This is a genomic window from Pseudomonas sp. BIGb0381 (genome assembly GCF_024809815.1).
In the GTDB taxonomy this organism is placed as follows: Bacteria; Pseudomonadota; Gammaproteobacteria; order Pseudomonadales; family Pseudomonadaceae; genus Aquipseudomonas.
This window is the reverse complement of the sequence record NZ_JANUEN010000003.1, coordinates 625,949-643,406: the sequence shown is the minus strand read 5'-3', so window position 1 is coordinate 643,406 and position 17,458 is coordinate 625,949. Positions and strand designations below refer to the sequence as shown.

Sequence of the window (17,458 nt, the reverse complement as noted above, 5' to 3'; positions counted from 1 at the left end):
TTGACAGGCTCCTGGCGTAACGGGCTCAGCGGATCGGATGGCTATAATACCGGCCTTTATCGCCCAGCCTCGAGATTCATGATGCGCCGCCTGTTGTCCTGCCTGTTTCTTTGCCTGCTCCCTCTTGTCGCCGATGCCGTTGAGACGCCTCGCCCCAAAATCGGCCTGGTACTGTCCGGCGGTGCCGCCCGGGGCCTGGCGCATATCGGCGTGCTCAAGGCGCTCGAGGAACAGGGTATTCATATCGACGCGATCGCCGGCACCAGCATGGGCGCGGTGATTGGCGGGCTGTATGCGTCGGGCTACAAGATCGATGAACTGGAAAAACTGGCGCTGGGCATCGACTGGCAACAGGCGCTGTCCGACGCACCGCCACGGGAAGACGTGCCGTTTCGACGCAAGCAGGATGACCGGGATTTCCTGGTCAAGCAGAAGCTCAGCTTCCGCGATGACGGCAGCCTCGGCCTGCCCCTTGGCGTGATCCAGGGCCAGAACCTGGCGCTGTTGCTGGAAAGCATGTTCGCCCATACCAGCAACACGCGTAATTTCGACAAGCTGCCAATCCCCTTTCGCGCCGTGGCCACCGACATCACCACTGGCGAGAAAGTGGTGTTCAGCAAGGGCCACCTGCCCCAGGTGATCCGAGCGAGCATGTCGATTCCGGCCGTGTTCGCCCCGGTGGAGTTGGATGGCCGGCTGCTGGTGGATGGCGGCATGACCGATAACATCCCACTGGATGTGGCGCGCGAGATGGGCGTGGACATCGCCATCGTGGTCGACATCGGCACCCCCTTGCGTTCACGCAAGCAACTGGCAACGGTGGTGGATGTGCTCAACCAGTCCATCACCCTGATGACCCGGCGCAACTCCGAAGAACAACTCAAGGCCCTGCATCCCAAGGACGTACTGATCCAGCCGCCGCTGGCCGCCTATGGCGTGACGGACTTCGGCCGCGCCAAGGACATGATCGACGCCGGCTACCGCGCCACCCGCGCCCTCGACCTGCGCCTGGCCCATTTGCGCCCCGCCGAGCCGATCGACCCGCAACTGGTAGCCGCGCGTACCCCGGGCGAACGCACCCCGGTGATTACTGCGATCAAGGTGGAGAACGACTCGAAAGTCAGCGACGACGTGATCCGCTACTACATCCGCCAACCGTTGGGCGAACCGCTGGAGCTTGGCCGCCTGCAAACCGACATGGGCACTCTGTATGGCCTGGATTACTTCGAGCAGGTGCAATACCGCGTGGTGAAAAAGGGCCAGGAGAACACCCTGGTGATCAGCGCGCGCGGCAAACGCAGCGGCACCGACTACCTGCGCCTGGGTCTGAACCTGTCGGATGACATGCGCGGCGACAGCGCCTTCAACCTCGGCGCCAGCTACCGCATGAACGGCATCAATCGCCTGGGTGCCGAGTGGCTGACGCGGGTACAGATCGGTGATCGGCAGGAGCTTTACAGCGAGTTCTACCAGCCGATGGACACCGGTTCGCGCTACTTTGTCGCACCGTATATCAGCGCCCAGGCACAGAACGTCGAGCTGATCCTGGACAACGACCCCATTTCCGAATACCGCCTGGAACGCTACGGCTTCGGCCTGAACGTGGGACGCCAGATCGGCAACAGCGGCGAGATCCGCTTCGGTGTCGGCGAGGCCTGGGGCAAGGCGGATGTGCGCATCGGCGACCGCGACCTGCCAAGTGTGAGCTTCAGCGAAGGCTTCTATGAACTGAAGTACTCCTTCGACTCCCTGGATAACGTGTACTTCCCCCACAGCGGCGAGGACATTGGCCTGGCCTTTCGCGAATTCGAACCGGGGTTGGGCTCGGACCAGCGCTATCGACAATGGGAGTTCAAGCTGGACAAGGCCATGAGCCATGGCCCGGACACCCTGGTACTGGGCGGTCGCTACGGGCGCACCCTGGATGATTCGGACGTGGTGATTTCCAGCTTCCTGCTGGGCGGTGCGCGGCAGTTGTCGGGCTTCCGCCAGGATGCGATTTCCGGGCAGAACATCAGCTTGATGCGCGCGGTGTACTACCGCCGGCTGACACCGCGCTCCTACCTGCCGCTGGATTTCCCGCTGTACCTGGGCGCCTCCCTGGAACGCGGCCGCGCGTGGAACAACGACAATGAATTCGACAGCGGCTATATCAACGCAGCGAGTATTTTCCTCGGGTTTGATACGCCGCTGGGGCCGCTGAATTTCAGCTATGGGTTCAACGATGATAATCAGAAGGCGGTGTACCTGAACCTCGGGCAAACCTTCTAACCCCCCCGTTCACGCTCGTGTAGCAGCTGTCGAGCGCAAGCGAGGCTGCGGTGGTCGAATCAGGACTTTTCCAGATTCGCCAGGATGTGCCCATGCACCCGCATGCATACACGCATATCTTCTTCGTCAATGCCCATAAACAGTTCCTGGCGCAAAGCCGTGGCAATCGTCTCGATCTGCTCGATCAACGGCTTGGCGGTGTCACACAGCAGGATACGTTTGGCGCGACGGTCTTCCACCACGGCCTGGCGTTGCACCAGGCCCTGGCCTTCTAGGCTGTCGAGCAACCGGGCCAGTGTCGGCCCTTCTACGCCGACGCTTTGCGCCAGCTCACGTTGGGTGGGCGCTTCTTCGAAACGAGCCAGGTGCAGCAGCACCAGCCAGCGCGCCTGGGACAGGCCCAGCCCGGCCAAACGGCGGTCGAGCTCAGCGCGCCAACCTCGGGACATTTGCGCCAGCTGCATGCCAAAACGGTGTTGATCGGTTAACGGCATAAAAAACTCATGGTTTAGACTGAAAATAAAGTATGGCTAATTATTAGTCAGCTAAGCATGAGCCATGTCACTAGGCAAGACTTGCTATGTACTGATTCGTTACATTGACGTAATTGGCACATTAAATTTCGAATTCAGACTGCAAAGCGGCCCGCACGCAGTACAAAACCCCTTCCGGCACACGCCCTGCAAACAGCGGTGCAATCTCCGCAACCGGTGGCAATTCGCCTTCTCCGTCGAGGAATGCGTCCTGGATTTCGCCGAGCAAATCTTCCGGCAAATCAAGGGCCTGCTCCAGGGACAACTGCTGCTTGCCGATGGATTCGGCCAGCAAGGTATAGACGTTTTTCTCCGAGCATTGCAGCTGGCCGGCGATCTGGACCGGGGTCATGCCGGCGCGTGCCAAACTGATCAGTTCATGGCGAATATCGGCGATTTCCTTCGGTGCTTCGACCTGACCACCGAGCACTTCGAGGAACGCCTGGCCGTAGCGCTCCAGCTTACGCGCACCGACGCCGCTGACCCGCGCCATTTCGGCCATGGTGGTGGGCTGCTCGCGCAGCATTTCCAGCAAAGTGGAGTCGGGGAAAATAACGTACGGCGGCACGCTGTGTTCCTGGGCCAGTTTGCGTCGCAGGGTACGCAGGGCTTCCCACTGCTCACGTTCTTCACCCCGGACAAGCTGGCTGGCCTGGCTGGTGCTGGTCTTGGCGGTAGTCTGCGGCTTGAGGTCGCGGCGCAGCTCCAGGCTCACCTCGCCCTTGAGCAGCGGCCGGCAACTGTCGTTCAGGCGCAGGCCGCCATACCCTTCGATATCGATGTCCACCAGGCCACGCGCAACCATCTGCCGGAACAGCGAACGCCACTCACCTTCGGCACGGGCCTTGCCGACACCATAGACCGAGAGTTTTTCGTGGCCGAAGCTGCGCACTTTCTCGTTGTCCTTGCCCAGCAACACATCCACCAGATGGCCTACGCCATAACGCTGGCCGGTGCGGTAGATCGTCGACAGTGCCTGGCGGGCCGGCTCGGTGGCGTCCCAGGTCTGTACACCATCAATGCAGTTATCGCAGTGGCCGCACGGTTGCGGCATGTCCTCGTCGAAGTACGCCAGCAAGGTCTGGCGGCGGCAGCGGGTCTCTTCACACAATGAGAGCATCGCGTCGAGCTTGTGCTGCTCCAGGCGTTTATGGCGTTCATCGCCTTCGGAGTTCTGCAACATCTGCTTGAGCATCACCACGTCCTGAAGGCCGTAGACCATCCAGGCATCGGCTGGCAGGCCATCACGACCGGCACGCCCAGTCTCCTGGTAATAGGCCTCAAGGGACTTGGGCAGGTCCATATGGGCCACGAAGCGCACGTTGGATTTGTCGATGCCCATGCCGAACGCGATGGTAGCCACCATGGTCAGGCCTTCCTCGTTGAGGAAGCGTTTCTGGTGGGCAGAGCGCGTATCGTTGGGCAGGCCGGCGTGGTACGGCAGCGCCGGATAGCCCTGCTCGCAGAGGAATGCAGCCACTTCATCGACCTTCTTGCGCGACAGGCAATAGACAATGCCCGCATCGCTGCGTCGCTCCGAAAGGAACGCCAGCAGCTGCTTGCGAGGCTGCTCCTTGGGCACGATGCGGTAGAAAATATTCGGCCGGTCGAAGCTCGACAGGAAGCGCTCGGCGTTCTGCAGGTGCAGACGCTCGACGATTTCTTCACGAGTGCGCTTGTCGGCGGTGGCGGTCAGGGCGATGCGGGGAACGTCCGGGAACAGCTCCGCCAGTTGACCGAGCTGCAAATATTCGCGACGAAAATCATGCCCCCATTGCGATACGCAGTGGGCTTCGTCGATGGCGAACAGGGCAATTTCCAGGCTCTGCAAAAACGCCAGCATGCGCGGTTGCACCAGGCGCTCAGGTGCAAGGTAGAGCATCTTCACTTCACCGCGCTTGATCCGCGCGGCCAGGTCGCGTTGCTGCTCGGCACTGAGGGTGGAGTTCAACGCAGCGGCAGCGACGCCGAGCTCTTCCAGGGTCGCGACCTGGTCATCCATCAACGCGATCAGCGGCGACACCACCACCGCCAGCCCGTTGCGCAACAACGCCGGTACCTGGAAGCACAACGACTTGCCGCCGCCGGTAGGCATCAGGACCAGCGCATCACCACCCTTGGCCACGCGCTCAATGATCGCACCCTGGCGGCCACGAAAACTGTCGTAGCCGAAGATGTCCTTGAGGACGCGTTGAGCCTGATCGAGCATGTATAACTCCAACAAAATAGTGCCGAAATCCCTCTGTACAGGCTGGCCGAAAAACTTCGGCTTCACGGAAAATAATCCGTAAGCGAAGTTTTCTCGGCCTGGCGCTTGGCCTGCAGGGGCATCACAAAACGCGGCAGTATACCCGAGCGTCATCCGGCAAAGGGCGCCGCTGACGAATTGCAGCCTGTCTCAAAAACCTGGCAAATATGCATGCCGACTGGCTTGGGCGCGCAAGAAAGCCTAGAATTCAGCATCGTTTATTCCCAAGGTAGTCCTTCAATGTCCTTCGCTGAGCAACTAACCCGCCTGCAAGCCTTCCTCGACGCCGATGAGCTGCATGACGAGGCGCTGGACTACGTGGCCGCCCACGGCTACCTGACCGCCCTGTCGATCTGCTCCGAGGTCGTTCCCGACCGTGAATGGATCGACGCGCTGTTCGCCGAAGAACCGCACTACGCCGACGCCGCACAGCGCGAAGAAATCGAATCCACCCTGCTGGCCCTCAAGGCCCACATCGGTCGCCAACTGGCTTCCGATGAGGAGTTCGAGCTGCCGTGCGACCTGGACCTCGGCGAAGAGCCGGACGACTCCGACCTGCGCGGCTGGTGCATCGGCTTCATGGAAGGCGTGTTCCTGCGCGAAGCTGCCTGGTTCGAATCCGCCGAGGAAGAAGTCAGCGAAATGCTGCTGCCGATCATGGTCGGCTCGGGGCTGTTTGAGGAAGAAGCTGAATTTTCCGACATCGCCGCCGACGCCAACCTGATGGACGACATGATCGTACAGATCCCGGAAGCGCTGACCGCCCTGTACCTGCTGTGCAACGCTCCTGACGAAAAACCGGCGATCCTCAAGCCACGTCACCACTGAGTCGCCTGCCCGTGACACCCATGGGCAATCGCTCGCTGCTCCTGCGTTACGTGCTGCTGGCCATCGGCTGGCTGAGCGTAGCGTTGGGAGTGATCGGTATTTTCCTGCCGGTCTTGCCGACCACACCCTTCCTTCTTCTCGCCGCCGCCTGCTTCGCTCGAAGCTCCCCGCGTTTCTACCAGTGGCTGGTGGAACACCCGCGCCTGGGCCCTTGGATTCGTGATTACCTGGACGGCAACGGCATTCCACTCAAGGGCAAGGTCTACGCCATCGGCCTGATGTGGCTGAGTATCGGTTTTTCCTGCTACCTGGTACCGCTGCCATGGGCCCGCGGGTTCATGCTGACCAGCGCCGTGCTGGTGACAATCTACATCCTGCGCCAGAAAACCCTGCCACCGCGCTAAGCGCCCACTGCGACATTAGATCCCACACGACCTTGGTCGACACTGACTAACCCCAGGCATCATGCGAGACTGTCCAACCGGGCCCGGAATGCCTGGGTGTTCTCATGCTCGGAGTTACCATGACGTTGTCCAGCGGGCTGATCGCCGCCGTTGCCCTGGCCTATATGGCCATTATGTTTGCCATCGCCTTCTACGGTGACCGTCGCCGCGCGCCGCTGCCGCCGCGCATGCGTGCCTGGGTCTATAGCCTGTCGCTGGCCGTCTACTGCACCAGTTGGACCTTCTTCGGGGCCGTAGGCCAGGCCGCCGAACAACTGTGGGCGTTTTTACCGATCTACCTGGGACCGGTGCTGCTACTGGTGTTGGCACCCTGGGTGCTGCAGAAGATGATCCTGATCAGCAAGCAGGAAAACATCACCTCCATCGCCGACTTTATCGCTGCACGCTATGGCAAATCCCAGTCCCTGGCGGTGGTGGTCGCGCTGATCTGCCTGGTGGGCGTGCTGCCTTATATCGCCCTGCAACTCAAAGGCATCGTGCTGGGGGTCAACCTGCTGATTGGCGCTGGCGCGGACACCACCGGCACCCGCGCCCAGGACACCGCGTTGATCGTGTCCCTGGTGCTGGCGTTGTTCACCATTGTGTTCGGTACACGCAACTTGGACGCCACGGAGCACCACCGTGGCATGGTCTTGGCGATTGCATTTGAGTCCCTGGTCAAGCTGTTCGCATTTCTCGCAGTCGGCGCGTTTGTGACCTACGGCCTATATGACGGTTTCGGCGACCTGTTCAGCCAGGCGATGCTCGCACCACGCCTGGAGGAATACTGGAAGGAAACCATCAACTGGCCGTCGATGGTGGTGCAAACCGGCGTCGCCATGATGGCGATCATCTGCTTGCCTCGACAGTTTCATGTGACGGTCGTGGAAAACATCGACCCACAGGATTTGCGCCTGGCCAAGTGGGTGTTCCCGGCCTACCTGATCCTCGCCGCACTTTTCGTAGTGCCGATCGCCCTGGGCGGCAAAATGATGCTGCCTGGCTCGGTGCTGCCGGACTCCTACGTGATCAGCCTACCCATGGCCGAAGCCCATCCGGCCCTCGCCGTGCTGGCGTTTATCGGCGGTGCGTCGGCGGCCACCGGCATGGTGATCGTGGCGAGCATCGCGTTGTCGACCATGGTCTCCAACGACATGCTGCTGCCCTGGCTGCTGCGCCGTTCCAGCGCCGAGCGACCGTTCGAAGTGTTCCGCCACTGGATGCTGTCGGTGCGCCGGGTCAGCATCGTGATCATCCTGCTGCTGGCGTATGTCAGCTACCGCCTGCTGGGCTCCACCGCAAGCCTGGCGACCATCGGCCAGATCGCCTTTGCCGCCGTGACCCAACTGGCCCCGGCCATGCTCGGCGCGCTGTACTGGAAACAGGCCAACCGCCGTGGCGTGTTTGCGGGGCTGGCAGCAGGTACATTCCTGTGGTTCTACACCTTGGTCCTACCGGTTACCGCGAAAAGCCTGGGTTGGTCCCTCACCCTTTTCCCGGGGCTGACGTGGATGCATTCGCACCCGCTCGGTTTGTCCGTCACCTCACTGACCTTGGGCACGGTGTTCTCCCTCGCAGGTAACTTCACGCTGTTCGTGTGGGTGTCGATGCTGTCGCGCACGCGCGTGTCGGAACACTGGCAAGCCGGGCGTTTTATCGGCCAGGAAATCAGTCAGCGCGCGAGTGCCCGCTCGATGCTGTCGGTACAGATCAGCGACCTGCTCAGCCTGGCCGCGCGTTTTGTCGGTGAAGAACGGGCCCAACAGAGTTTTATCCGCTTCGCCTATCGCCAGGGCAAAGGCTTTAACCCCAACCAGAATGCCGACAACGACTGGATCGCCCACACCGAACGCTTGCTGGCCGGTGTACTCGGTGCATCTTCGACTCGGGCCGTGGTGAAAGCGGCGATCGAAGGGCGGGAAATGCAACTGGAGGATGTCGTACGCATCGCCGACGAAGCGTCCGAAGTGTTGCAATTCAATCGCGCATTGCTGCAAGGCGCCATCGAGAACATCACCCAGGGTATCAGTGTGGTGGACCAGTCCCTCAAGCTGGTGGCCTGGAACCGGCGCTATCTGGAATTGTTCAATTACCCGGACGGGCTGATCAGCGTAGGCCGACCGATTGCCGACATCATTCGCTACAACGCCGAGCGCGGCCTGTGCGGGCCGGGCGAAGCCGAGGTGCACGTGGCGCGCCGCCTGCACTGGATGCGCCAGGGCCGCGCGCATACGTCAGAGCGCCTGTTCCCGAATGGACGGGTGATCGAGCTGATCGGCAACCCGATGCCCGGCGGCGGCTTCGTCATGAGCTTCACCGACATTACCGCGTTCCGCGAGGCCGAGCAGGCACTCACCGAGGCCAACGAAGGCCTCGAACAACGGGTGACCGAGCGCACCCACGAACTGTCGCAGCTCAATGTGGCGCTCACCGATGCCAAGGGCGTCGCCGAGTCCGCCAGCCAGTCGAAGACCCGCTTCCTCGCGGCGGTCAGCCATGACCTGATGCAGCCGTTGAACGCCGCACGCCTGTTCTCCGCCGCCCTCTCCCACCAGAACGACGGCCTGTCCAGCGAGGCACGGCAACTGGTGCAGCATCTGGACAGCTCGCTGCGCTCTGCCGAAGACCTGATCAGCGACCTGCTGGATATCTCCCGCCTGGAAAACGGCAAGATCAATCCGCAGCGCCAGCCTTTCGTACTCAATGAGTTGTTCGATACCCTTGGCGCCGAATTCAAGGCCCTGGCCCAAGAGCAGGGCTTGCGCTTCCGCCTGCGGGGCAGCCGCTTGCGCGTCGACAGCGACATCAAGCTGCTACGGCGGATTTTGCAGAATTTCCTGACCAACGCTTTCCGGTATTCCGATGGCTCGGTGCTGCTCGGCGTACGCCGGCGCAAGGGCGAGCTGTGCCTGGAAGTCTGGGACCGTGGCCCCGGTATCCCGCAGGATAAACAGAAGGTGATCTTCGAAGAGTTCAAGCGCCTGGACAGCCACCAGACCCGCGCCGAGAAAGGCCTGGGCCTGGGCCTCGCGATTGCCGACGGCCTGTGCCGAGTGCTGGACCATCGTCTGAGCGTGCGCTCATGGCCCGGCAAGGGCAGCGTGTTCAGCGTACGCGTGCCGCTGGCGCGCAACCAGGCCAGCCCGCAAGTCAAAGCAGTACATGAAAACGGCCTGCCCTTGAGCGGCGCGCAAGTGCTCTGCGTGGATAACGAAGAGAGCATTCTGATCGGTATGCGCAGCCTGCTGACACGCTGGGGCTGTGAGGTGTGGACTGCCACCGATCAGGCGCAATGTGCGGCGCTGCTGGAGCAAGGCATACGCCCGCAACTGGCACTGGTGGATTACCACCTCGATCACGGTGAGACCGGTACCGAGTTGATGGGCTGGCTGCGTACACAAATGGCGGAGCCGATCCCCGGCGTGGTCATCAGTGCCGACGGCCGCCCGGAGATGGTGGCAGAGGTGCATGCGGCGGGGTTGGATTACCTTGCCAAGCCGGTGAAACCAGCCGCGTTACGGGCGTTGCTGAGTCGACACTTACCTCTATAAGCCGGATGTACCCAGTCAAAATGTGGAAGGGGGCTTGCCCCCGATAGCGGAGCATCAGTCACACCATCTGTGCCTGATCCACTGCAATCGGGAGCAAGCCCCCTCCCACCTCTCGGAATGTGTTTATTCGGGAAGATGCGCGACACCGTCGGCGTCGGTCATCGCCCGCTCCAGCAAATCCGCCGGCAGGCTTTTGCTGGCACGCGCACCGAGCAACTTTAATTGCTCGGTGCGACTGACCAGGTTTCCACGCCCATCTGTCAGCTTGTTCCGCGCCGCGCTGTAAGCCTTGTCCAATTGCTGTAGACGATTGCCCACTTCGTCCAGATCCTGGATAAACAGCACGAACTTGTCGTACAGCCACCCGGCGCGTTCGGCAATTTCGCGGGCGTTCTGGCTTTGGCGCTCCTGTTTCCACAGGCTGTCGATTACCCGCAGGGTGGCGAGCAGCGTCGTTGGGCTGACGATCACGATATGACGGTCGAAAGCCTCTTGGAACAGATTCGGTTCGGCCTGCAAGGCCGCGGAAAAAGCGGCTTCGATCGGCACGAACAACAACACGAAATCCAGGCTGTGCAGGCCTTCCAGACGTTTGTAATCCTTACCGGCCAAACCTTTGACGTGATTACGCAGCGACAGCACGTGCTGTTTCAAGGCCGTCTGGCCGATGACCTCATCATCGGCTGCGACATACTGCTGGTAAGCGGTCAGGCTGACTTTGGAGTCCACCACGACCTGCTTGTCGCCAGGCAACATGATCAGCACATCCGGCTGGAAACGCTCGCCGTCCGGGCCCTTGAGGCTGACCTGGGTCTGGTACTCGCGGCCCTTCTCCAGGCCGGCGTGCTCCAGCACGCGCTCGAGAATCAGCTCACCCCAGTTGCCCTGGGTTTTCTGGCCCTTGAGGGCGCGGGTCAGGTTGGTGGCTTCGTCTGACAGACGCAGGTTCAGTTGCTGCAGGCGCTCAAGCTCCTTGGCCAGGGAAAAGCGCTCGCGAGCCTCGTTCTGATAGCTCTCTTCGACGCGTTTTTCGAAGGACTGGATGCGTTCCTTCAAGGGATCGAGCAACTGGCCAAGGCGCTCCTGGCTGGTCTCGGCAAAGCGCTGCTCACGCTCATCAAAGATCTTGCCGGCCAGCTCAGCGAACTGCGCACGCAATTCGTCCCGCGAGCCTTGCAGGTCGGCGAGGCGCTGCTGATGGCTTTCCTGCTGCTCGCGCAGTTCGGCGCGCAAGGCGGCCGACAATGCATCAAGGCGGCGCAATTCGGTTTCCTTGGCGCTGCGGTCAAGGTTCCAGGCGTGGGCGGCGTCGCGGGCATTATCGCGGTCGATCTGCAACAGCTCGACCTCCCGACGCACGGCAGCGAGGTCCGCTTGCTTGGCGGCATTGGCCTGGCTCAGATCGCTGATTTCATCGCGACTGGCATCCAATTGAGCGGTGAGGCCTTCCTGGGCCAGTTGCGCAGTGGCCAGGCGCTCTTCGAGCAGTTCCCAGCCGGTGGTCCGCGCGGTCAACCGCCGTTGAATCTGCCAGCACACCGCCAATAAAGGCACTGCGGCGCCAGCCAGGCCCAGGGCAATACTGGTCCAGTCAAAAACCATAGCCATTTCTGCCATCACCGAAAAGGAGCAAGGTTAACCAAGCGTAGAGCGTGAGGACAGCTCAGTCTTCGACCTGACCCAGTTCTCGTTGGGCACGGCGGTCACCGGCACGGGCGGCCAGGCGCAGCAGATCGTGGCCGATGCGGCGGTCGCGGGCGTTGCCGCACTCACGGCACATCAATTGGCCCAGGCGGCTTTGCGCAGCCACTACGCCCTCACGGGCCGGCTGCTTGAGCAAGCGCCCGGCGAAGTGTTTGACGTTGGTGCTGTGCCCCAGGCGTGGGCTGTCGAGCAACCACAGGGCGACCTTCAAAGAAAAACGCTTGGGCGCGGTAACAGTCTGGGGGATGTCGGTAACAGAAGGTGATACTGAGCGAAACTTCATAAAGCACTGTGGGACAGAACGGAAGGCGCGCCACTCTACTCTTTTTTTCGTACAGGTAAAGCTGAAAAAACCCTGCACCCCCGTTCTAGAGCAAGCGCTCGGGACAATCCACAGAAGCTGTGGATAACTCAGTGGACAACCAGCCTTTAACTCGCGCAAACGCCCATGGAACGGGGCCCGCAGTCAAACTGACGATTTTTTCACCAATAAAAAAAAGCCAGATTTTTCATTGACTTAAATTTCCATTGCAGGCAAATGGCGGCCTTGTCCAGCAATTGACAGCCCGGTTACACACGCCGCAACTAATGTGCACAAGTACCGATCCGATGGTTATATCCCCGGCTTTTTTTGAAGCGACAGCCTTCAAAAATGTTACCGCCGAAGCAAAACAGGGACTTTTCAAATCTTTTCAGGCTCGCCACACTGCCCGACGGACAACGCAAGGCTGAGTGGGCTGATGAAAGGAATTCTATTATTCGCCGTGTTGTTACTGGCCATCTGTGCCATTTCATTAGGGATCAATGTCGCGCTGCCATCCCCGGATGGGGCGTTGTTTGCCATCGCCATCCTGCTATCGGCCGCTTTCACCGCCGCGAGCGTGTGCATCGAGCTGGGTGAAGGACGTGTCGATGACATGGGCGATGTGATGAAGATGGTCGAGACCGGCCAATCCTTGCGCCTGACCCTGGCCGCCTATGGGTTGGGTTGTTCCCTGGCCGCCGCCGTCACGGTGCTGGTGTATCGCGGCCTGCTGGGCGGTTGATTGCAGTTTTTGATTAACGCGCTTCCATTACCTGTTCCAATCCGTTACTATCCGCAGCGTTAGTACCAAGCTGAAAGTCAATTCTGGTCGAACAACTCCCCTGAACAACACGGGATCGACCACCTCGATGGTTTCCAGGTATCACTTGCGACGACACTGCCTTTGAACAAGCAAAGGGTGCCGCGAAGTTTCCATACTCTGACCGAACCAACCTGCAAATTGATCAGGATCTTCACCCCGGGCCCAGAACCTTTGCCCTTGTTGTGTTGCCTGCCCTCCTAAGTACCTACCTGCCAGCCCAAGCGCGCCTAACTTATTAGCGCTTCAAACTGGCTGCTTTGTTCCAGTCAGGTTCTTCGTTTGATCAATGGTGATCAACGTTACTGGAACGTTTTAACGTTGCACGGTTCTTATCCGTGTCATTTGTAGGAACACCAATAATATGTCCGCTATCCACACTCAGGATGCCATTCGCACCCTCACCAACGCTTTTGCTCCAATGAACTGCCTGATCATGGCCGCTCGCAAAGGCTGCTTCAGCTTCACCCTGGTCAACGAACACGGCATCGCTCGTCACAGCGAACGCCTGTACCCCGATCAATACTCCAGCGCTGAACCGCTGCAGGCCGTGATCGAGCGTACCCGTCAGGCACTGGTTGCCTGATCGACCCGAGTCGCTGAAACACAAAAAACCCTGTTTAAAACACAGGGTTTTTTATTGCCCGAAATTCGTACCCTGAGCCTTTGTACTAAGTTCAAATCGATATAAACGTTATAACTGGATGAGGAAGATGTTTTAAAAACAGTCTTTTACATCATGAATATGACACTACACTTCAACTCAAGCGGCATGATCCGCTTCCGACGAGCCTGAGATCCGATCCACTGCTGCCAAGCCCCCATCTCAGGACTCGTCGACCCCTTTCACGGATTGAGGCATGTATGGGTATCGCAGCCAGTGAATTGTGTCGCTATGTGATCCGGCCAACGCTGACGTACCTCGGCCAGCAGAGCCCAACGGCTGAGTCACTGCTGCTGGGCATCGCGGCCAGCCAGTCGGAATTGGGTTCTGCCTTACACGATCGACGCGGCCATGGCCTGTACAGCATCACCGAACCTCGCCATCGCGCCTTGTGGGATAACTACCTGGCGCTCGACCCCGAGCGCGCCAGCCTGGTACGCGGGCTCGCCAGCCAACATGCCTTCCTCAGCGCGCCCCAGCTGGAACTCACCGTAAACCTGCGTTACGCCACGGCCATCGCTTGGCTGCTGGTCGAACAGCACAGCCCCGCCCTGCCACCACCCGGTGATGTTTTAGCCATGGCGCGTATCTGGAAAGAAATATTTCATCCTCAAGGAAGGCTGCGGGATTTCACCCAAGCCTGGCAAACCTGTGTTTCCCCCTTGAATCACGTGGCCTGCTGACCGGGCAATTTGCAAGATTCGCCAAAAAAGCAGAATTCTGGTCGGATTGTCCTACAAAACCGCTCTATCTCCTACATTACAGCCTATAGCGCGATGTTAATTTTATTGATACTTTCCGCAGCGGTGATCACCCCGGAGTTCTAATAATGAAAAAAGTAATGCTCAAGACCACACTTAGCCTCGCCGTTGCCATGGCATCCTCCCAACTGTTCGCAAGCGGTTTCGCACTGAACGAACAGAGCGTCAGCGGGATGGGTACGGGTTTCGCAGGTCGCTCCTCTTCTGCCGATGATGCAAGCACTGTCTACGGTAACCCGGCCGGTATGTCCCGCCTGAATGGCCAGCAAATCACCGGCGGTGTTGCTGCCATTGATGCGTCGACCGACATCAGCAATACCGGTGGCAACTCTCGCGGTACCAACAAAGGCGATATGGTTCCGTTCACCGCAGTGCCATTCGGTTTCTACACCAACAAACTCAACGATCAGTGGGCCATAGGCTTCGGTGTATACGCACCGTTCGGCCTGGTGACCGACTATGAAAACGGCTTCCAGGGCCGTGGCTTTGGCAGCAAGAGCGAAGTGAAGGTCATGACCTTCCAGCCAACTGTCAGCTACGCGTTCAACGACCGTGTATCCATCGGTTTTGGCCCGACCATCAACCGGATTTCCGGTGTGCTCGAGTCGGACAAGACCCTCAGCCCGCTTGCCTCCGATACCAACGTAAAAATCAAGGGTGACGATACAGCCCTGGGTTTCAACGTCGGCGTATTGGTCCAGGCCACCGACACCACACGCGTGGGCCTGACCTACCACTCGAAGGTCAAGTACAAGCTCGAAGGCCACACCACCGTCAGCGGCCCAGCGGCCACTCAGCCGTTCCTGCGTAACAACCGTTACGACGCCTCGCTGAAAATCGACACCCCAGAGTCCTACGACCTGTCCGTCACCCAAGACCTGACCGACGCCTGGAAACTCTATGGCGGTGCAACCTGGACGCGTTGGAGTCGCCTGAAAGAGATCACTGTCAACAACGAAGGCGTAACGGCCGCAGGCGGCTTACTGGCGCCAAGCCAACTAGGTTCCATCACCGAAGAACAAAATTGGCACGACACCTGGGCCTACGCCGTGGGTACCTCGTATCAGTTGACCAAGCAAGTCGTGCTGCGTACCGGCCTGACCTTCGACCAATCCCCGACCAACAACACCGATCGTTCGCCGCGCATCCCGACTGGCGACCGTACGATCTTCAGCGTGGGCCTGGGCTACAAAGTCATGGATAACATGACAGTCGACCTGGCGTATTCGTATCTGAAAGAAGAAGACGTCAAGATCAACCAAACTGCTGACGCCCCGTCGACAGCCAGTTACCGCGCCAAATACGAAAACAGTGCCAACGGTTTCGGCCTGGGCATGACCTACACCTTCTGATCCAGACGGGTGTAAAAAAGCCCCGACCTCCTGCAAAGGAGGCGGGGCTTTTTAGTGACCGATAATCAGGGTTTAGACGCTATAGCCTGCTCCACAGCCTTGATCAGATCCGGGCTGTCTGGCTTGGTGAGGCTGGAGAAATCGGCAATCACCTTGCCCTGGCGATCCACCACGTACTTGTAGAAATTCCACTTCGGCGCGTTGCTCTGCTGCGCCAATACCTTGAACAGGTGCACCGCGTCCGGTCCCTTGACCTTCTGCGGCTCGGTCATGGTGAAGGTCACGCCGTAATTCACGTAGCAGACCTTGGCGGTTTCTTCGCCGGTCTTGGCTTCCTGCTTGAAGTCATCGGATGGCACGCCGATCACCTCCAACCCTTCATCCTTGTAGCGCTGATACAGCACTTCGAGGCCTTTGAATTGCGGCGCGAACCCGCAAAAGCTCGCCGTGTTGACGATAACCAAGGGCTTGCCGGCAAAACGTTGGCACAGGTCGATGGATTCCTTGGCGCGCAGCTTGGGCAATTGACCCTCCAGCAACGGCGGGCAATCGGCAGCCAACGCCACGCCGCCAAAAGCAGCCATCAGCACGGGTACAGCAAGCCAGCGCATCTGCATGTCGAAACGTCCTTTAAAAAGTTCAGGGATCGAACTTAACAGATCGACGTACCCAGTTGCATCAACGCCAGGCCACCGCGCTGCCAGCCCCACCAGGCCAGGGCCAGCAACAGCGCTATCGCTGCTGCCCCGCCGAACCAATACCAGGTCGCACTCATGCCGCCTCCATCTGCGCCTGCAATCGCGCCACCGGCCGCTCACGCACCGGCCAATTCAAGGCTGCGGCGAGCACACTCAACAGGATCGCCACTTGCCAGATCAAATCGTAGTTACCGGTTCGATCATAGACTACCCCGCCCAACCAACCGCCAAGGAACGAGCCGAGCTGGTGGAAAAGGAACACGATCCCACCCAGCATGGACAGGTTTCGTACCCCAAACAACGTGGCGACCGTGCCGTTGGTCAGCGGTACCGTGGACAACCACAGAAAGCCCATTGCCATGCCGAACAGGTAGGCCGTGACCTCGGTCACCGGCGCCCACAGGAACAGTATGATCACCACCGCGCGCAGCAGGTACAACCCGGTCAACAAGCGCGGCTTGGACATGCGCCCGCCGAGCCAGCCGGCGGTGTAGGTGCCGAAGATATTGAACAGCCCGATCAACGCCAACACCGTGGTGCCGACCGTGGCAGGCAAGTGCTGGTCCACCAGGTAAGCTGGCAGGTGCACACCAATAAACACCACCTGGAAGCCACAGACGAAAAAGCCGAAGGCCAGCAGCCAGAACCCGGAGTGGGAGCAGGCTTCCTTCAAGGCTTCACGCAGGGTTTGCTGGCCAGCCATCACCGGCAGCGGGCGGTCCTTGAGCATGCTTACCAGAGGCAGGATCAGCGCCACCATCAGGCCCAGCGTCAGCAGGGCGGCCGACCAGCCCAGCCAACTGATCAAGCCCAAGGTGCCCGGCACCATGGCGAACTGGCCAAACGAACCGGCGGCGCTGGCAATGCCCATGGCCATGCTGCGCTTTTCGGGCGCCACGGCGCGGCCGACCACACCCAGAATCACCGAGAACGATGTACCCGACAGGCCGATACCGATCAGCAGGCCCGCACTCAAGGACAACGACCACGCCGAATCCGACATGCCCATCAACACCAGGCCTGCGGCGTATAACACCCCGCCGACAAACACCGCCTTGGTGGCGCCGAACCGGTCGGCCAGGGCACCGGTAAACGGCTGCGCCAGGCCCCAGATCAGGTTCTGCAAGGCGATGGCAAAGGCAAAGGTCTCACGGCCCCAGCCGAATTCGCTGCTCATCGGCTCCAGGAACAGGCCGAAACCGTGCCGCACGCCCAAGGACAACGCCAGGATCAGCGCACTCCCTAAAAGGATCCAACCGCTGGTGCGCCACATCGACGTCA

The 17,458-nt window shown here is 60.1% G+C and carries 15 protein-coding genes; 8 read left to right on the top strand and 7 right to left on the bottom strand.

Going from position 1 to position 17,458, the window contains the following annotated elements:
- Positions 1-81: 81 nt before the first annotated feature.
- The gene (locus tag M2397_RS13060; protein ID WP_259243466.1) at positions 82-2,271 is read left to right on the top strand and encodes a patatin-like phospholipase family protein; all 2,190 of its coding nucleotides are present in this window, start codon (positions 82-84) and stop codon (positions 2,269-2,271) included.
- A 59-nt stretch (positions 2,272-2,330) separates the two neighbouring features.
- Here the strand turns inward: M2397_RS13060 and M2397_RS13055 are convergent, their stop codons facing one another.
- Positions 2,331-2,765: a MarR family transcriptional regulator gene (locus M2397_RS13055; RefSeq protein WP_131698596.1), complete on the bottom strand. Its 435-nt coding sequence runs from the start codon at positions 2,763-2,765 to the stop codon at positions 2,331-2,333.
- A gap of 121 nt (positions 2,766-2,886) precedes the next feature.
- The gene (recQ, locus tag M2397_RS13050) at positions 2,887-5,013 is read right to left on the bottom strand and encodes a DNA helicase RecQ (protein ID WP_259243465.1); all 2,127 of its coding nucleotides are present in this window, start codon (positions 5,011-5,013) and stop codon (positions 2,887-2,889) included.
- A gap of 279 nt (positions 5,014-5,292) precedes the next feature.
- Here recQ and M2397_RS13045 point away from each other — a divergent pair, with 279 nt between their 5' ends.
- The 3 genes from M2397_RS13045 (at position 5,293) to M2397_RS13035 (ending at position 9,874) form a co-directional block, all read left to right on the top strand.
- The gene (locus tag M2397_RS13045; protein ID WP_131698598.1) at positions 5,293-5,880 is read left to right on the top strand and encodes a YecA family protein; all 588 of its coding nucleotides are present in this window, start codon (positions 5,293-5,295) and stop codon (positions 5,878-5,880) included.
- A gap of 20 nt (positions 5,881-5,900) precedes the next feature.
- A complete protein-coding gene (locus M2397_RS13040; RefSeq protein ID WP_027603821.1) occupies positions 5,901-6,284 on the top strand; it encodes a YbaN family protein in 384 nt (127 codons plus the stop codon).
- 119 nt (positions 6,285-6,403) lie between these two features.
- Entirely contained in the window at positions 6,404-9,874 is a 3,471-nt protein-coding gene (locus M2397_RS13035) for a PAS domain-containing hybrid sensor histidine kinase/response regulator (protein ID WP_131698599.1), read from the top strand.
- A gap of 123 nt (positions 9,875-9,997) precedes the next feature.
- Here M2397_RS13035 and rmuC read toward each other — a convergent pair whose 3' ends face one another.
- Positions 9,998-11,362: a DNA recombination protein RmuC gene (rmuC, locus tag M2397_RS13030; protein WP_178116757.1), complete on the bottom strand. Its 1,365-nt coding sequence runs from the start codon at positions 11,360-11,362 to the stop codon at positions 9,998-10,000.
- A gap of 175 nt (positions 11,363-11,537) precedes the next feature.
- The gene (locus M2397_RS13025) at positions 11,538-11,861 is read right to left on the bottom strand and encodes a hypothetical protein (protein WP_065940585.1); all 324 of its coding nucleotides are present in this window, start codon (positions 11,859-11,861) and stop codon (positions 11,538-11,540) included.
- Positions 11,862-12,318: 457 nt separating this feature from the next.
- On the opposite strand from M2397_RS13025, the gene M2397_RS13020 reads away from it, so the two are divergent.
- The 4 genes from M2397_RS13020 (at position 12,319) to M2397_RS13005 (ending at position 15,479) form a co-directional block, all read left to right on the top strand.
- The gene (locus M2397_RS13020) at positions 12,319-12,624 is read left to right on the top strand and encodes a hypothetical protein (protein WP_131698600.1); all 306 of its coding nucleotides are present in this window, start codon (positions 12,319-12,321) and stop codon (positions 12,622-12,624) included.
- A gap of 442 nt (positions 12,625-13,066) precedes the next feature.
- Entirely contained in the window at positions 13,067-13,288 is a 222-nt protein-coding gene (locus tag M2397_RS13015; protein WP_010563939.1) for a hypothetical protein, read from the top strand.
- Between the two features lie 278 nt (positions 13,289-13,566).
- A complete protein-coding gene (locus tag M2397_RS13010; protein WP_065946840.1) occupies positions 13,567-14,049 on the top strand; it encodes a hypothetical protein in 483 nt (160 codons plus the stop codon).
- A 146-nt stretch (positions 14,050-14,195) separates the two neighbouring features.
- A complete protein-coding gene (locus tag M2397_RS13005; protein ID WP_259243464.1) occupies positions 14,196-15,479 on the top strand; it encodes an OmpP1/FadL family transporter in 1,284 nt (427 codons plus the stop codon).
- Between the two features lie 65 nt (positions 15,480-15,544).
- Here M2397_RS13005 and M2397_RS13000 read toward each other — a convergent pair whose 3' ends face one another.
- Genes M2397_RS13000 through M2397_RS12990 form a run of 3 tightly spaced genes read right to left on the bottom strand, consistent with a single transcriptional unit; the run spans position 15,545 to position 17,450 of the window.
- On the bottom strand, positions 15,545-16,096 hold the full coding sequence (locus M2397_RS13000) for a glutathione peroxidase (protein ID WP_259243463.1): 552 nt from the start codon (positions 16,094-16,096) through the stop codon (positions 15,545-15,547).
- A gap of 35 nt (positions 16,097-16,131) precedes the next feature.
- Positions 16,132-16,254: a hypothetical protein gene (locus M2397_RS12995; protein ID WP_259243462.1), complete on the bottom strand. Its 123-nt coding sequence runs from the start codon at positions 16,252-16,254 to the stop codon at positions 16,132-16,134.
- Positions 16,251-17,450 carry an MFS transporter gene (locus tag M2397_RS12990; RefSeq protein ID WP_259243545.1) on the bottom strand — a complete coding sequence of 400 codons (1,200 nt, stop codon included), beginning with the start codon at positions 17,448-17,450 and terminating at the stop codon, positions 16,251-16,253. The genes M2397_RS12995 and M2397_RS12990 overlap by 4 nt, the downstream gene beginning before the upstream one ends.
- Positions 17,451-17,458 lie beyond the last annotated feature (8 nt).

Excerpts from the sequence above, each read along its gene's own strand:
- M2397_RS13060 (WP_259243466.1), top strand. The coding sequence starts at position 82 with ATGCGCCGCCTGTTGTCCTGCCTGTTTCTTTGCCTGCTCCCTCTTGTC.
- M2397_RS13055 (WP_131698596.1), bottom strand. The coding sequence starts at position 2,765 with ATGCCGTTAACCGATCAACACCGTTTTGGCATGCAGCTGGCGCAAATG.
- recQ (WP_259243465.1), bottom strand. The coding sequence starts at position 5,013 with ATGCTCGATCAGGCTCAACGCGTCCTCAAGGACATCTTCGGCTACGAC.
- M2397_RS13045 (WP_131698598.1), top strand. The coding sequence starts at position 5,293 with ATGTCCTTCGCTGAGCAACTAACCCGCCTGCAAGCCTTCCTCGACGCC.
- M2397_RS13040 (WP_027603821.1), top strand. The coding sequence starts at position 5,901 with ATGGGCAATCGCTCGCTGCTCCTGCGTTACGTGCTGCTGGCCATCGGC.
- M2397_RS13035 (WP_131698599.1), top strand. The coding sequence starts at position 6,404 with ATGACGTTGTCCAGCGGGCTGATCGCCGCCGTTGCCCTGGCCTATATG.
- M2397_RS13025 (WP_065940585.1), bottom strand. The coding sequence starts at position 11,861 with ATGAAGTTTCGCTCAGTATCACCTTCTGTTACCGACATCCCCCAGACT.
- M2397_RS13020 (WP_131698600.1), top strand. The coding sequence starts at position 12,319 with ATGAAAGGAATTCTATTATTCGCCGTGTTGTTACTGGCCATCTGTGCC.
- M2397_RS13015 (WP_010563939.1), top strand. The coding sequence starts at position 13,067 with ATGTCCGCTATCCACACTCAGGATGCCATTCGCACCCTCACCAACGCT.
- M2397_RS13010 (WP_065946840.1), top strand. The coding sequence starts at position 13,567 with ATGGGTATCGCAGCCAGTGAATTGTGTCGCTATGTGATCCGGCCAACG.
- M2397_RS13005 (WP_259243464.1), top strand. The coding sequence starts at position 14,196 with ATGAAAAAAGTAATGCTCAAGACCACACTTAGCCTCGCCGTTGCCATG.
- M2397_RS13000 (WP_259243463.1), bottom strand. The coding sequence starts at position 16,096 with ATGCAGATGCGCTGGCTTGCTGTACCCGTGCTGATGGCTGCTTTTGGC.
- M2397_RS12995 (WP_259243462.1), bottom strand. The coding sequence starts at position 16,254 with ATGAGTGCGACCTGGTATTGGTTCGGCGGGGCAGCAGCGATAGCGCTG.
- M2397_RS12990 (WP_259243545.1), bottom strand. The coding sequence starts at position 17,450 with ATGTGGCGCACCAGCGGTTGGATCCTTTTAGGGAGTGCGCTGATCCTG.